We start from the raw sequence: 14,608 nt of genomic DNA, 5'->3' as shown, positions 1-14,608 counted from the left end.
TCGCCGTATCGAACCGTTAAGCCCTGCATGTCAACCCGCATCACACGCCCCCGTTGTTCTCGTGCTGTTCGATCCGGCGGATCACGTCGGCGAGCGGAATGCCGATGGCCAGCGCCTCCGCGACCATCGGGTCCACGACCTCGCCGAAGAAGGTCTCCCGCCCCTGTGCCCGCAGCATGTCGCGAGCCTGAGCGCTCACGAACATCCCGATCCCCCTCTTCTTGTAGAGCACCTGTTCGTCCACGAGCTGCTGGAAGGCCTTCGCCGCGGTGGCCGGGTTGATCCGGTAGTAGGCGGCGTACCGGTTGGTCGACATGACCTGCTCGTCTGCCTTCAACGCCCCGCTGAGCACGTCCGCCTTGATCCGGTCGGCGATCTGCCGGTAGATCGGGCTCCGGTCGTCGAACATCGCTAGTTCCTTGGTTCGTTACTCATGTAATGAACCATAGCAGTGACGGCGTAGCATGGGCCACGTGGTCGGGGTCGCGATTCTCTGCGCGGTGCTCGCGGCCGGGTGCAGCGCACTCGGCGCGATGTGGCAGCACGCCGGTGTCCGCGAGACAGGCGATCTGAAGCTGACCTCCGCGCTCCAGCTCGTGCGGTCCCGTCGCTGGGTCTACGGCTTCCTGGTGCTCTTCGCGTGCGCGGTCCTGCAGGTCGTCGCGCTGTCGCTGGCCCCGGTCTCGGTCGTCGCGCCGCTGAACGCGCTGGCCATCCCGATCATCGCGGTGTGCCGCGCGCGACGGCCGTCCGGCCTGCTCGCCGTCGCCGTGCTCGTCGCGACGGCGGGCATCGTCGCGTTCGTGTCCATCACGGCGGGCGAGGCGGTGCCGACCCAGGTGTCGCCGAAGGTCGCGCTCCAGGCCGGGCAACTCGTCGTCGCGGGCGTGCTGGTGTGCGTCGTCGCCGCCACGTTCACGCTGGGCGCCGTGCGGGCCCTGGCGCTCTCCGTGGGCGCCGGGATCGCCTACGGACTCGTCGCCGTGCTGGTCAGGGACGTCACGACCGGGCTGCCCGTGATCGAGTGGATCTCGCTCGGCGGGCTGGTCGTCGCCTTCCTGACCGGGGCGTGGTTCATCCAGCTCGGCTACGCCGCCGGGCCGCCGGATCTGGTCGTGGCCGGGCAGACCGTCGTGAACCCGATCGTCGCGGCGTGGATCGGCATCAAGCTGCTCGGCGAGGGCACGGGCATGAGCGGGCTGTCGCAGGCGGGCCTGGTGATCAGCGGGGTCGCCGCGGTGTCGGGCACCGTCGTGCTGGCCTACTACCACCGTGTCACAGTGAGGGCATGACCTTCGTCGTCACGGGTGGCAGTGGCTCGCTGGGCCGGCACGTCGTCGCCGCGTTGCCGGGCGCGCGCTCGGTCTCGCGTTCGAGCGGCACGGACCTGTTGCGCGGCACCGGCTTGGGGGCTCTCAGGGCGGACGTGGTCGTGCACTGCGCGACGTCGTTCCGGCACGAGGTGCGGATGGCGCGGACCGTGCTGGCCTCGAAGCCCGCGCACCTGGTCTACATCTCGATCGTCGGCTGCCACGAGGTGCCGCTCCCCTACTACCGGCAGAAGCTCGCCGCCGAGCGGCTGATCATCGATTCGGGTGTGCCGCACACGATCCTGCGGGCCACGCAGTTCCACTCGTTGCTGCGCAGGATGTTCGACAGCGCGTCGAAGCTGCCGCTGATGCTCGTGCCGGGGTTCCGGTTCCAGCCGGTCGACGAGGCCGAGGTGGGCCTGGAACTGGCGGCGCTGGCGCAGGCGTCGCCGGCGGGCAAGGCACCCGAGATGGGCGGGCCGGAGATCCGCGAAGCCGTCGACTTCGCCCGGACGTACCTGGCCGCGACGGGGAAGCAGCGCACGCTCGTGCAGTTGAAGGTGCCGGGGGCGACGTACCGAGCCTACCGCGCGGGCGGGAACCTGACTCCCGGCCGCGCGGTGGGCACGCGAACGTTCGAGGACTACGTCACCTGATCGAGGCCGGGCGCAGGTCCGTCCAGTTCTCCTCGACGTAGGCCAGGCAGGCCTCGCGGCTCTCCTCGCCGTAGACCTTGGTCCACCCGGCGGGCACGTCCGCGAAGGTCGGCCACAGCGAGTGCTGCTGCTCTTCGTTGACCAGCACGAAGAAACGGCCCTGCGGGTCCTCGAACGGGTTGGTCATGACAGGTCCTTCCTGGTGGAACTACTTGACTGCCTGGAGCTTCGGTCCGGTGTGGTGCTGCTGCACCCGTCGCAGCACCGAGTCGAGGATCTCGCCGACGCGCACGGCCGTGTTCGACAGCAGCGACGACGTGATGCCGTGCGTGTGTTCGGTGCCGCCCTGCAGATAAATGCCGCCGCGCAGGCCGTTGTCGGTGACGACGCGGTAGTCGCGGGTCACCTTCAGCCGGCCGCTCTCGTCGCGTTCGCAGTGGCCTGCGAGGTCGCCGAGGAGCCTGACCGGGTTGGCGGGCCGGTAGCCCGTGGCGTAGACGATGACGTCGGCGTCGATCGGCAGCTGGCTGCCGTCGGCGAGCGACTCGACCACGCACTTGCCGTCGGTCGTCACGTCGATGAGCTTGGAGGTGTTGTGCAGCAACAACCTCTGCCTGCCGACGACCTTCTCGCGGTACACCCGCCGGTAGAGCTCCTCGATCAGGTCGCCGTCGACCACGCCGTAGTTCGTGTTGGCGTGGTAGCCCATGAGCCTGCGCTTGACCTCTTCCGGCGCGGCGTAGAAGTCGTCCACGGCGGCGGGGTCGAAGATCCGGTTCGCGAACGAGCTGTCGTCGGCGGGGCTGTAGCCGTAGCGCGCGAAGACGCCGTGCACCTCGGCCTGCGGGAACCGGTCGTGGAAGAAGGCCACGGCCTCGGCCGCGCTCTGCCCGGCGCCGACCACGACGACCTGGCGCGGGTCCTGGAGAGTGTCGACGCGCGTCAGCAGGTCCTTGTTGTGCCAGATCCGGTCGCTCGTCTCGATGCCGTCCGGCAGGTTCGCCTCAAGGCCGGTCGCCAGCACCAGGTTGCGCGTCCTGACCTGCTGCTCGCCGACGGTGAACTCGAAGCCGTCGTCGACCGCCCGGACTCCGGAGACCTCCGCGCCGTACGACACGTGGTGCCCGACCCGTTCCGCGGCCCACTCGAAGTAGTCGTGGAACTCCTTGCGCAGCGGGAAGAGGTTCTTGTGGTTGACGAAGTCGATCAACCGCCCGCGATCGCGCAGGTAGCACAGGAAGCTGAAACTGCTGGTGGGGTTGCGCAGCGTGACAAGATCCTTGAGGAACGACACCTGCATGGTGGCGTCCTCCAGCAACATCCCCCGGTGCCAGCCGAAGCGGGGCTGCCTCTCGAAGAAACGAGCTCGGACGGGCAGCTCGTGTTCCTCCACGGCGATCGCGAGAGCGAGGTTGGACGGCCCGAAGCCTATTCCGGCCAGGTCTAACACCGGTTCCATCGCGATCCTCTCCTGGCACTCACAGGGCGTAAAGTAACCCTAACTTAACTAAGGTATGCCTTAGCTAGTGCATTCGGGCGTGATCTACGCCGCTGGACCGGGAGAACGGTCGTACGCGAGTGCGGCTCCACCGGGATCGAGCCGTGGAAGTGGAACCGGCCCGGTCGCCGTGGGGGCGCAGAGATTCCACGACGACCGGGCCGGAGACCGGGCTGGACCAGGTGTTACGTCCGAGATCGCGTGATCAGGTCGCGGAACCACCGCGCGCTCTGCTTCAGGGTCCGATCCTGCGTCTCGTAGTCGACGCGGACGATGCCGAAGCGCTTGCCGTAGCCGTAGCCCCACTCGAAGTTGTCCATCAGCGACCACGCGAGGTAGCCGCGCACGTCCGCGCCGGCCTGGACGGCGGCGGCCACGGCCTCGATGTGCGACTTCAGGTACTCGACCCGGTCGGTGTCGGCGACGTGGCCGTCCACGACGTCGAGGTCGTCGAAGGCCGCGCCGTTCTCGGTGATCACCATCGGCACGCCGTAGTCCTGGTGCAGCCGGACCAGCAGCGAGGTGAAGCCCTCCGGCACGATCTCCCAGCCCATCGCCGTGACCGGACGGCCCTGCGGCACGATCTCGGACACGGCCGGGTCGCCGGTCGCCTTGTGGACGTGCGAGGTGTAGTAGTTGACGCCGAAGACGTCCAGCGGCGTCGAGATGATCTCCAGGTCGCCGGGCTGGACCGGGATCGCGGCACCGCGCGCGGCGATGTCGGCCAGCACGTCCTCCGGATAACGCCCGTGCACCAGCGGATCCAGGTAGATCCGGGTGCCGAGGCCGTCGGCGCGACGGGCGGCGTCCACGTCGCGCGGGTCGTCGGACGCCGGGCTGTGGGTGCCCATGTTCAGCGTGATGCCCAGCGACGTCACGCCGCGCGTCCGGAGTTCCTGCGCGGCCAGGCCGTGCGCCAGCAGCAGGTGGTGGGTGGCGCGCACGGCCTCGGCGAAGTTCGTCCGCCCAGGCGCGTGCCGGCCGACGTCGTAGCCGAGCATCGCGGAGCACCAGGGCTCGTTCAGCGTCGTCCACGTCGGCACGCGGTCGCCCAGCGCGTCGTGCACCAGGCCCGCGAACTCGGCGAACCGGTAGGCGGTGTCGCGGTGCGGCCAGCCGCCCGCGTCCTCCAGCTCCTGCGGCAGGTCCCAGTGGTAGAGCGTCAGCCACGGGTCGACGCCCTTGTCCAGCAGCTCGTCGACGAGCCGCGAGTAGAAGTCGACGCCCTTGGGGTTCACCGGGCCGCGGCCGCCGGGCTGGATGCGCGGCCACGACACGGAGAAGCGGTACTTGTCGACGCCCAGGCCCGCGATCATCGCCACGTCGGACGGCATGCGGTGGTAGTGGTCGCAGGCCACGTCGCCGGTCTCACCGTTCTCGACGGCGCCGGGACGGCGGGCGAACGTGTCCCAGATGGACAGCGTCCTGCCGTCCTCGTCGTACGCGCCCTCGATCTGGTACGCCGAGGTCGCCACGCCCCAGAAGAAGTCCGCCGGCAATCCCGCGATCAGGTCAGACACGCACGTCCTCCAGCCAGCACGCCACGCGGCGGCTCTCCTCGACGGACTCCAGCGAGGGCATCCGCTCGCCGCACACGTCCATCGCGGACGGGCACCGCGGGTGGAACGGGCAGCCCGACGGCATCGAGCGCAGGTCCGGTGGTGATCCCGGAATGCCCTTCAGCTCACGGCGCGGGCCGCGCAACGCCGGGAACGACCCCAGCAGGCCCTGGCTGTACGGGTGCCTGGCGGCGCGGTAGATCTCGCTCGCCGGCGCCTCCTCGACCACGCGCCCGCCGTACATGATCGCGATGCGGTCGGAGAACTCGACCAGCAGCGAGATGTCGTGGGTGATGAAGACGACCGAGAAGCCGAGCGTCTCGCGCAGCCGCATCATCTGGCCGAGGATCTGCCGCTGCACCACCACGTCCAGCGCGGTGGTCGGCTCGTCCATGATGACGATCTCAGGTTCCAGCGCGAGCGCCATCGCGATCATCACGCGCTGCCGCATGCCGCCGGAGAGCTGGTGCGGGTACGACGACAGCCGGTCGGTCGGGATGCCCACCAGCGACAGCAGTTCACGGCCGCGCGCGGTCCGCTGCGGGCGCTTCATCTGCGGCCGGTGCGTGCGCAGCACGTCGTCGATCTGCGTGCCGACCGAGATGACAGGGTTCAGGGCGTTCATCGCGCCCTGGAACACGATCGCGATCTCGTTCCACCGCAGCACCTGCAGCTGCTTGTCGGTCAGCGACAGCAGGTCCTGGCCCTTGAACAGCACCTCGCCGGACGGCACCTTGCCCGGCGTCTGCAGCAGCCGGGTCGCGGCATAGGCCAGGGTGGACTTGCCACTGCCGCTCTCCCCCGCCAGGCCGAGCACCTCGCCCGCGTTCAACGTCAGCGAGACGTTGTGCACGGCCCTCAGGTTGCCGTAGTCGACCGAGAGATCGCGGATCTCCAGCACCGGGCTCATGCGCGCACCTTCCGCAGGCGGGGATTCGCGTACTCGTCGATCCCGAAGTTGATCAGGGCCAGCGCCGTGCCCAGCAACGCGATGCACAGGCCGGCGGGGACGAACCACCACCACGCGCCCAGGCCGAGCGCCTGGTTGCTCTGCGCCCAGAACAGGATCGTGCCCCAGTTCCAGGTCGACAGCGAGATCACGCCGACGAACGACAGGGTGATCTGCAGCATGACCGCGAAGATCACCGTGCCGACGAAGCCCGACCCGATCACGGCCAGCAGGTTCGGCAGCACCTCGAACACGATGATGCGCCAGGTCCGCTCCCCGGAAGCCCGTGCGGCCTCCACGAAGTCCCTGCGCCGCAACGACATCGTCTGCGCGCGCAGAATTCGCGCACCCCAAGCCCACGCGGTCAGGCTGATCACCGCGGCGATCAGGACCGTGTCCGCCGACGGCAGCATCGAGGCGACGATGATGATCAGCGGCAGTGCCGGGATCACCAGGAAGATGTTGGACAGCATGGACAACGCCTCGTCGGCGGCGCCGCCGAGGAACCCGGCGGTCACCCCGACCAGGATCGACAGGAAGGTCGCGAGCACACCGCACACCAGCCCGACGACCATCACCCCCCTGGTGCCCACGAGCACCTGGGAGAAGATGTCCTGCCCGGTCATGGTCGTGCCGAACCAGTGCGCGCCCGAGGGCGGCGACAGCGCGTCGTCGCTCATCGCGGACGGGTCGTACGGCGCGATCCACTCGCCGACCACCGCGATCAGCGCGAAGAACGCCAGGATGCCCAGGCCCAGTTTCGTCTTGAGGTTCATCGGGGAATCAGCCCTCCCGCCGGGTGCGCGGGTCCAGCAGCAGGTAGCCGATGTCCGCGAGCAGGTTCGCCACCAGCACAGCCAATGTGATCACCAGGAACACGCCCTGCATCAACGGGTAGTCCTTCGCACCGATGCCCTGGAACAGCACGTAGCCGAGGCCCGGATAGGAGAACACCATCTCGACCAGCAGGGCGCCGCCGACGATGAAACCCAGCGAGAGCGCGAAACCGGAGATCGACGGCAGCACGGCGTTGCGCGCGGCGTAGGCGAACATGATCCGCTTCTGCGTGAGGCCCTTGGCCCGAGCGACGAGCACGTAGTCCTCCGCCGTCACGGTCACCATCATGTTGCGCATGCCGAGGATCCAGCCGGCCACCGAGCTCACGATGATCGTGACACCGGGCAGCACGGCGTGCTCCAGGACGCTGCCGATGAACTCGCCGGAGAACTCCGGCACGAGGCCCGGCGCGTAACCGCCGGAAGCCGGGAACAGCGGCCACGTCACGGAGAACAACGAGATCGCGATCAGCCCGAGCCAGAAGTACGGGATGGACGACAGGAACGTCGTGATCGGGATGAGGTTGTCCATCCACGAACCGCGCTTCCACCCCGCGTAGACACCCAGCAGGGTGCCCAGCAGGAACGCGATGACCGTGGTGACACCGACCAGCCCGAGCGTCCACGGCATGGACTGCGAGAGCACGTCGGCGACGGGGGTCGGGAAGAACGTGAACGACAGCCCGAGGTCGCCCCGCACCAGGGACGCCCAGTAGTCGACGTACTGCTCCCAGATCGACTTGTTCTTGTCGAGCCCGAAGAGGACGTACAGCGACGCCATCGCGTCGCTGTTCAGCCGTCCGCCGAGCTTGGTGATCATCGCCTGCACCGGGTCGCCGGGAAGAAAGCGCGGCAGCAGGAAGTTCGCCGTGATCGCCGCCCACAGGGTGACCAAGTAGAACAAGGCACGGCGTAGCAGGAAGGTCATGCCGCCGCCTCCACGTACAGCCAGCAGGCCGCCCAGTGCCCGTAGGAGTCGACCTCGGTGCGCGGGGGCGCCTCGGTCCAGCAGCGGGACTGCACCTTCGGGCAGCGCGGCGCGAACTGGCAGCCGGTGGAGACCTCGGCGGTCTCCTCCAGCGGCGCGTCCAGCGCGATCACCGACCGTTCCGGGTCGGGCGCGGACTCGATCAGCAGCTGCGTGTACGGGTGGGCCGGCCGCTGCGTCACGGACTCGCTGTCGCCGCCCTCGACGATCTGCCCGCCGTACATCACGAACGTCTCGTCCGCGAAGTAGCGCGCCGACGCGATGTCGTGGGTGATGTAGAGGACCGCGAGCTTGAGCCGTTCCTTGAGGTCCAGCAACAGGTTCAGCACACCGAGCCGGATGGAGACGTCCAGCATGGACACCGGCTCGTCGGCGAGCAGCACCTCGGGGTCCGCGGCGAGCGCCCGTGCGATCGCGACGCGCTGCCGCTGACCGCCCGACAGCTCGTGCGGGTACCGCGCGGCGAAATCCGCTGGGAGGTTCACCCGCTGCAGCAGCTCCTCCACCGTCTCCGGCCGCTTGTGGATCTTCAGCGGCCGGGTCAGGTGGTAGCGGATCGTGTGGACGGGGTTGAGGGACGCGAAGGGGTCCTGGAACACCATCTGGACCTTGCGCCGGTACTCCCGGACCCTGCGCACCTTCTCGCCGTCCAGCAGGATCTCGCCGGAGGTGGGTTCCACGAGCCGCGCGAGCAGCTTCGCCACCGTCGACTTGCCTGATCCGGATTCGCCGACGAGGGCGGTCACGCGCCCACGGCGCAGGACGATGGAGACGTCCTGCACCGCGCGCACGCGCTTGTAGGTCTTGACCAGACCTTTCGCTTCAAGCGCGACTTCGTTCATTTAAGACCCCGCGGGCTTCAGCTTCATGACGATCTGCAGGGCGTTCGGCAGGGTGGCCTGCGGCGGACCGTACGGGTCCTCCTCGGTGGGCCAGCCGACCCAGTTCTTCGTGCTGTACTCCGCACCGATCGGGCCGGCGGAGGTCGGGATCATGGGGACCTGCTCGACCATGATCTTCTGCAGCACCGCGAGGGCCTTGGCCCGCGCCGCGTCGTCCGCCGCGTTCGCGTACTCGGCCAGCGCCGCGGTCGCCTCGGGGTTGTTGTAGCGGCCGAAGTTCACCGCCGCGGTCTGCCCGATCGGCTTGATCTCCGCCGCGTCCATGATGTTCTGGTACATCTCGTACGGCGTCGCACCGGTGTTGGTCCAGCGCAGCGAACCCTGGAACGCGCCGTTGGCGAAGTCGGTCGTCCACGCGTCCGCGGTCTGCGTGCGCACGGTCGCCTCGATGCCGATCTTCTTCAGGTCGCCCTTGATGATGTCGAGGACCGTCAGGTAGTCCGACCAGCCGGACGGGTTGGTGAGCTCGATGGTGACCGGCTTGCCGTCGGGCGCCTTGAGCACGTCGCCCTCCAGCTTGAAGCCGGCGGCAGCGAGCTTCTGCTTCGCGCCGTCGACGTCGATCTTGAACTTCGCGTCCTTGTACTCCGGCGCGAGGAAGGAGTCACCGGCGGGCAGCGGCATGCCGGTCTTCGACTCGAGCTTCGGGAACAGGCGGGCCTCACCCTTGACGAAGATCGCCTCGCGGTCGATCACGTCGCTCATCGCCGAACGCAGCGCGGCGTTGTCGAACGGCGCGATCGTCGTGTTCAGCCACAGGCCGTGGATGCCGAGACCGGCCGGGAACCAGAGCTTGTGGTGCGCCGGGTCCTTGTCGACGTAGAGCTTCTGGTAGTCCGGGATGAAGACGTACGACCACTGGCTCGCACCCGACGCCAGCGCGGTGGTCTGCGCCGTGTTGTCGTTGTAGGAGGTGTACTGGATCTCCGGAACCTTGGGCAGTTCCTGCCAGTACTCGGCACGCCGCGCGATCGTCACGGTCTGCGAGGTGAACGACTTCAGCTCGTACGGGCCGGTGCCGACGGGCTTCGGGTTCGTGTAGGTCGTCGGGTCTCCGACGGTGCTCCAGATGTGCTGCGGAACCACCATCGCGCTGATGACCTTGTTGCGGTTCACGAACTGCGGGCTCGCGAACGACACCTCGACCTTGTTGTCCGGCGTCGCCGTCGCGGTCTCGACCTTGAGCGAGTCGCGGTTGTTGAGCGCCGGCCACTTCTTCAGGATCTCGTACGAGAAGGCGACGTCAGCGGCCGTGAGCGGCTTGCCGTCGGACCACTTCACGTTCTCCCGGATCGTGAAGGTGACCTTCTTGTAGTCGGGCGTCCAGTCCCACTTGGTGGCGAGCCACGGCACCGGGTCCTGGGCCGGGCGCGTGTTGTTCACGAACGCCAGCGGCTCGTAGATCTGGTAGCGGTAGCCGAGTGAACCCGCCGCCGAGGTGGGCAGGAACGGGTTGTGGTTCTCGGTCAGGGGCCCGTTGGGCATGCCCACGGTCAGCACTCCGGCAGCCTTGGTGGCGCCACCAGAGGAGCAACCGGTCGCCGCGAGCGCCAGTGCCAACGCGACGATGACTGTTCTGCGCATGGGGGAATCTCCCGATACGACGATGTATGAGAGCGCTCTCTCATACGTACGGCGAACTCGCCAGGCCGCATGCGGTGGCCTGGCGGGTCCGTTCAGTTGTGGTGGAGCGGGTGGGTCAGGGCGCGGATTCGCGCACGATCAACGAGGTCGGCAGCACCAGCGGGTGGTCGGGCATCGGCTGTCCCTCGAGCGTGGAGAGCAGCATCCGCGCGGCGGCGGCACCCATCTCCTGTGCCGGCTGGCGGATCGTCGTCAGCCGAGGTTCGGTGTGTCCCGCGACCGGGACGTCGTCGAAGCCGACCACCGACACGTCGTCGGGGACGGTCCTGCCGGATTCCCGCAGCGCCCGCAGCACTCCGACCGCCGAAAGGTCGTTCTGCGCGAACACGGCGTCGAACGGGATTCCACTCGCGACGAGCTTGTCCACCGCGACCTCACCACCTTCCGTGGTGAAGTCGCCGTCGACGACGAGGTCCGGGTGCAGCGTCAGGCCCGCTTCCGCCAAAGCGAGCCGGAACCCGTCCAGCCTCGCCTGAGTGCACCCGAAGTGCGGAGGCCCGGTGACGACGGCGAACCTGCGGCGACCCGCCGCGACGAGATGCCTCGCGACATCCGCGCCTCCCTGCCGGTTCGTCGTCGTCACCGAGGGGAACTCCGGGTGCGAGCCGCGATCGTCGATCATGACGACCGGCAGTCCGGCCCGGTAGAGCGTGGAGATGTAGTGCAGGGCGTCCGGGGGCTCGACGACCAGCAGACCGTCGAAAGCGTTGGCGGACACGTGGTTCGCGAACTGGTTCAGCGACTCGGGCCCGCGGTTCAGCGTGTACAGCAGCAGCCCGTACCCGTCGGCTTCGAGCGTGTCGACGATGCCCTGCAGCACCTCACCCATCCACGGCCAGGTGAGCGACGGCGCGAGCATCGCGACGGTGCGGGTGCGACCCCGCGCAAGGCCGACGGCGCGGGCGCTGGGCACGTACCCGATCTCGTCGATGACCTTGCGAACGCGCTGCGCGGTGGAGGCGTCCACGTCCGGCTTGCCGTTCAGCACACGTGACACGGTCGCTTTGGACACCTGGGCGCGTTGGGCGACCTCTGCGATCGTGACACGCATGCCGAACTTCCTTCCGCCGCCTCCTGAAACCGGTTTCGGTACCGGTTCCGACGAGGTGTGACGGAGTCAACAGCCTGACGTGAGGATTAGTCAAGAGCCTTGCCGGAAGTTCGTGAGAGCGTTTCCACGGGCCGGTGCATCGACGCAGGTAGAACACTGTCAGGCGACCCGGATCGGAGCACCTCGATCGATTCGCGCCTGGTCGGCGGCTTGCGCCGAACGGAGTACCTGTTGCGTCTCAACTGATCGTGCACAATCGAGGCCATGGGGGTTGTGACAGCGGTCAGCCGCAACGAGGAGTACACGTTCACCAAGCCCGTGCGCGAGAGCATCACTTTGCTCGCCGGACTCGGTGTCGAGGGCGACGTCCACCAGGGCGTCACGGTCAAACACCGATCACGGGTCGCACAGGACCCGACGCAGCCGAACCTCCGGCAGGTGCACCTGATGCACGCCGAGCTCTTCGACGAACTGCGCGGCAAGGGCTTCTCCGTGGCCCCCGGCGAGATCGGCGAGAACATCACGACGCGGGGCGTCGATCTGCTCGGCCTGCCCACCGGCACGGTCCTCCACCTCGGCCCCGAGGCCGTGGTCGAGGTGACCGGCCTGCGCAACCCGTGCCTGCAGATCGACGCCTTCGCGAAGGGTCTGCTCAAGGAGGTCGTGGGCAAGGGCCCGGACGGTGAGCTCGTCCGGCGCGCCGGGATCATGTCGGTCGTGCTGGTGGGTGGTGTGGTCCGGCCCGGCGACGAGATCCGCGTGGAGCTGCCCGCGGAGCCGCACCGGCCCCTGGAAAAGGTCTAGCGCCGCGCCGAGGACAGGTCGCCGAGCCGTACGAGGCGAGGCGACCCCTCCGGTGGACCAGCGCCAGCCATCGCAGCAGTCCCGCGGGGTGTCACCAGGCGCCGCCCTCGCAAGGCGGCCATGTTCGAGTCCTGACGTCGTCACGACCTGAGGGACCACCCTCGCAAGGCGACGCCAGCAAGGCAGGCGACCCCCGCTGGAACGGGAACCAGCCACCTCAACCAGACCCGCGCGGTGCCACCAGGCGCCCGCCAACGCAAGGCGACCACGTACGAGTCCTGGCGTGGCGATGCGAAGCGAGCCGTCTGAACCTGGAGCCGCCGGGTAGCGGCACCCCGCTCACGGCGATTGGGGCTTTGCCTTGAGGGGAGCATCCCGCCAGACGGCTCAAGGTCAAGCCCCAATCGCAACCCCGCACTTCGTCCCGACCCGCGCGACCACCCTCGCGAGGCGACCGAACGCCAGGAACGCGACCCACCCCGCTGGAGCAGGAACCGGCCAACGCAGGCCGACCCGCGCCCGCGCCAGGCCCGGCTACCCGTTGCCGAAGTGGTCGTCGAGGATCACCGAGATCGTCCGAGGCGCCTCGACCACCGCCAGGTGCGCCGCATCCCCCACCACGTAGAGCTCGGAATCCGGCAACTCGTCCGCGGTGTGCCGCACCAACTCCGTGGGCGTCGCGTGGTCCTGAGCCGCCGCGATCACCACGGTGGGCACGTCGATCTTCGCCAGATCCGGCCGCAGGTCCATGTCCCGGACGGCCTCGGCACAGGCGAGGTAGGTCGGCAGGTCGACCTTCAGCAACTCGGCGCGGAAGTGCGCGACGACGGCCGGCGCGCAGGTCGGCGTGAACCACCGCGACACCACCGCGTCCGCGACCGACTCCATCCCGTGTGCGCGCACCAGCGCGATCCGCTCGTCCAGCCGGGCCTTGTCCGGCACCCACGCGGTGGTGCACACGAGCGCCAGCCGGGAGATCCGGTCGGTGTGCGCGGCCAGCCACATGCCGACCATGCCGCCGAGGGAGACGCCGCAGTAGTACACCTGGCGCAGTCCCAAGTGGTCCAGCAGTTCCACGACGTCGTGCGCCAGGTCTTCGATCGCGCACGGGCCTTCGACGGGCGCGCTGCCGCCGTGGCCGCGGTGGTCGAAGCGCAGCAGGCGGAACGGCAGCGAGAACTCGCGCCACAGTTCAGTCGTCGTGCCGAGCGCGTTGCCGAGCACCAGCACCGGCGCGTCTCGCGGGCCGGTCAACGTGTGGTGCAGCACGGCGTCACCTCCTCGCTGTGCCCCGACAACCGGGAGTCTGCCTGGGGTGTTCCCCACTCGCACGACGAATCCAACCTGCGAATCCCCGCTCGTCGACAACCACCGGCCTGGCCCCCGCCGAAACACTGTTACGGGGAGCAGAATGGGGGACTGCCGCAGCCACCGACCTCACCGGGAAGCCGATGAACTCCGTTGCCCCGTTCGCACACGAAGCCCTGTTCTACCGGGACGAGGACACCTTCCTCGCCGGTACGGCGAGATTCGTCGCGGAAGGTGTCGACCGGGGCGAGCCGGCGCTGGTGGCGGTACCCGAGGTGAGCATCGGCCCGCTGCGCGAACGGCTCGGCGACGTGGCGGAGCAGGTCCACTTCATCGACATGACCGAGGCCGGTCGCAACCCCGGCCGGATCATCCCCGGTGTGCTGATGGCGTTCGGCGCGAGCACGCAGCTGCGGTTCCGCGTGGTCGGCCAGCCGATCTGGCCCGGCCGCACCGACCTGGAGTACCCGGCGTGCGTGCAGCACGAGGCGTTGATCAACACGGCGTTCGAGGGACGGCCGGGCGTCATCCTGTGCCCGTACGACGCGACGGCGCTGCCCGGCCACGTGCTGGAGGACGCGCGGCGCACCCATCCCGTGGTGATCGAGGACGGGCGGCGCATGGCGAGCGCGTGGTACTCGGACCCCACCACCGCGCTGGCCGACATCTACAACGTGCCGTTGCCGCCTCCGCCCGCGGACGCCGAGGAGCACCCGTTCTCCGTCGGCACGCTCGCGCACATGCGCAAGATCGTGTCGGCGTTCGCGCACTGGCTGCGCCGCGAACAGGTCGAGGACCTGGTGCTCGCGGTGAACGAACTGGCGACGAACAGCATCCTGCACGCGTCGGGCCGCGGGGTGCTGCGGCTGTGGCGGGAGGGCGGCACCGTCGTGTGCGAGGTGAGCGACTCGGGCTCCGGCTTCCCGCCGTCGTTCACCGGCCTGTCCGGCTTCGGGATCGTGATGGTGAACCTGCTGTGTGACCTGGTTCGCACCCACACGAGTCACAGTGGTACCACCGTTCGAGTGTACTTGGGGCGGTAGGGAGTCACCGCCATCTCATCGCAATGCGCACGACACGATGACCTGTTTTCCTTGCACAGA

General features: G+C 68.7%; 15 protein-coding genes. 4 read left to right on the top strand and 11 right to left on the bottom strand.

All coding sequences use genetic code 11. The annotated features are described in order from the left end of the window. Positions 1-40: 40 nt before the first annotated feature. Positions 41-409: a GntR family transcriptional regulator gene (locus tag AB0M48_RS37675; RefSeq protein WP_363851486.1), complete on the bottom strand. Its 369-nt coding sequence runs from the start codon at positions 407-409 to the stop codon at positions 41-43. Positions 410-473: 64 nt separating this feature from the next. Between AB0M48_RS37675 and AB0M48_RS37670 the strand changes: the two genes are divergently transcribed. Next, positions 474-1,292 carry a hypothetical protein gene (locus AB0M48_RS37670; protein ID WP_363851483.1) on the top strand — a complete coding sequence of 273 codons (819 nt, stop codon included), beginning with the start codon at positions 474-476 and terminating at the stop codon, positions 1,290-1,292. After that, positions 1,289-1,966 carry an SDR family oxidoreductase gene (locus AB0M48_RS37665; protein ID WP_363851480.1) on the top strand — a complete coding sequence of 226 codons (678 nt, stop codon included), beginning with the start codon at positions 1,289-1,291 and terminating at the stop codon, positions 1,964-1,966. The genes AB0M48_RS37670 and AB0M48_RS37665 overlap by 4 nt, the downstream gene beginning before the upstream one ends. Here AB0M48_RS37665 and AB0M48_RS37660 read toward each other — a convergent pair. The 9 genes from AB0M48_RS37660 to AB0M48_RS37620 all read right to left on the bottom strand — a co-directional run bounded on the left by AB0M48_RS37660 (position 1,959) and on the right by AB0M48_RS37620 (position 11,393). Beyond that, a complete protein-coding gene (locus AB0M48_RS37660; protein WP_363851477.1) occupies positions 1,959-2,153 on the bottom strand; it encodes an MbtH family protein in 195 nt (64 codons plus the stop codon). The genes AB0M48_RS37665 and AB0M48_RS37660 overlap by 8 nt on opposite strands. Positions 2,154-2,174: 21 nt before the next feature. Further along, positions 2,175-3,425, bottom strand: a complete 1,251-nt coding sequence (locus AB0M48_RS37655) for a SidA/IucD/PvdA family monooxygenase (protein WP_363851474.1) — start codon at positions 3,423-3,425, stop codon at positions 2,175-2,177. A gap of 224 nt (positions 3,426-3,649) precedes the next feature. After that, the gene (locus AB0M48_RS37650; protein WP_363851471.1) at positions 3,650-4,984 is read right to left on the bottom strand and encodes a GH1 family beta-glucosidase; all 1,335 of its coding nucleotides are present in this window, start codon (positions 4,982-4,984) and stop codon (positions 3,650-3,652) included. Continuing rightward, the gene (locus tag AB0M48_RS37645) at positions 4,977-5,933 is read right to left on the bottom strand and encodes an ABC transporter ATP-binding protein (RefSeq protein ID WP_363851468.1); all 957 of its coding nucleotides are present in this window, start codon (positions 5,931-5,933) and stop codon (positions 4,977-4,979) included. Before AB0M48_RS37645 ends, AB0M48_RS37650 begins: the two co-directional genes overlap by 8 nt. After that, positions 5,930-6,748 carry an ABC transporter permease gene (locus AB0M48_RS37640; RefSeq protein ID WP_363851465.1) on the bottom strand — a complete coding sequence of 273 codons (819 nt, stop codon included), beginning with the start codon at positions 6,746-6,748 and terminating at the stop codon, positions 5,930-5,932. Before AB0M48_RS37640 ends, AB0M48_RS37645 begins: the two co-directional genes overlap by 4 nt. Before the next feature lie 7 nt (positions 6,749-6,755). Next, positions 6,756-7,736: an ABC transporter permease gene (locus tag AB0M48_RS37635; RefSeq protein WP_363851462.1), complete on the bottom strand. Its 981-nt coding sequence runs from the start codon at positions 7,734-7,736 to the stop codon at positions 6,756-6,758. Next, a complete protein-coding gene (locus AB0M48_RS37630) occupies positions 7,733-8,638 on the bottom strand; it encodes an oligopeptide/dipeptide ABC transporter ATP-binding protein (RefSeq protein ID WP_363851459.1) in 906 nt (301 codons plus the stop codon). Before AB0M48_RS37630 ends, AB0M48_RS37635 begins: the two co-directional genes overlap by 4 nt. Further along, positions 8,639-10,282: an ABC transporter substrate-binding protein gene (locus AB0M48_RS37625; protein WP_363851456.1), complete on the bottom strand. Its 1,644-nt coding sequence runs from the start codon at positions 10,280-10,282 to the stop codon at positions 8,639-8,641. Between the two features lie 115 nt (positions 10,283-10,397). Then, complete coding sequence (locus AB0M48_RS37620) at positions 10,398-11,393, bottom strand: LacI family DNA-binding transcriptional regulator (protein ID WP_090065120.1); 996 nt, start codon at positions 11,391-11,393, stop codon at positions 10,398-10,400. A gap of 264 nt (positions 11,394-11,657) precedes the next feature. Between AB0M48_RS37620 and AB0M48_RS37615 the strand changes: the two genes are divergently transcribed. Continuing rightward, on the top strand, positions 11,658-12,197 hold the full coding sequence (locus tag AB0M48_RS37615; RefSeq protein ID WP_363851451.1) for an MOSC domain-containing protein: 540 nt from the start codon (positions 11,658-11,660) through the stop codon (positions 12,195-12,197). A gap of 534 nt (positions 12,198-12,731) precedes the next feature. Here the strand turns inward: AB0M48_RS37615 and AB0M48_RS37610 are convergent. Beyond that, positions 12,732-13,466, bottom strand: coding sequence for an alpha/beta fold hydrolase (locus AB0M48_RS37610; RefSeq protein ID WP_363851448.1), 735 nt, complete (start codon positions 13,464-13,466; stop codon positions 12,732-12,734). 182 nt (positions 13,467-13,648) lie between these two features. Between AB0M48_RS37610 and AB0M48_RS37605 the strand changes: the two genes are divergently transcribed. Continuing rightward, positions 13,649-14,548: an anti-sigma factor RsbA family regulatory protein gene (locus AB0M48_RS37605; protein ID WP_363851445.1), complete on the top strand. Its 900-nt coding sequence runs from the start codon at positions 13,649-13,651 to the stop codon at positions 14,546-14,548. The last annotated feature ends 60 nt before the right edge of the window (positions 14,549-14,608 follow it).

It is taken from the genome of Lentzea sp. NPDC051208, assembly GCF_040682435.1.
Classification (GTDB): domain Bacteria; phylum Actinomycetota; class Actinomycetes; order Mycobacteriales; family Pseudonocardiaceae; genus Lentzea; species Lentzea kristufekii.
The sequence above is the reverse complement of the archived record's forward strand: the minus strand, read 5'-3'. Positions and strand labels throughout refer to the sequence as shown.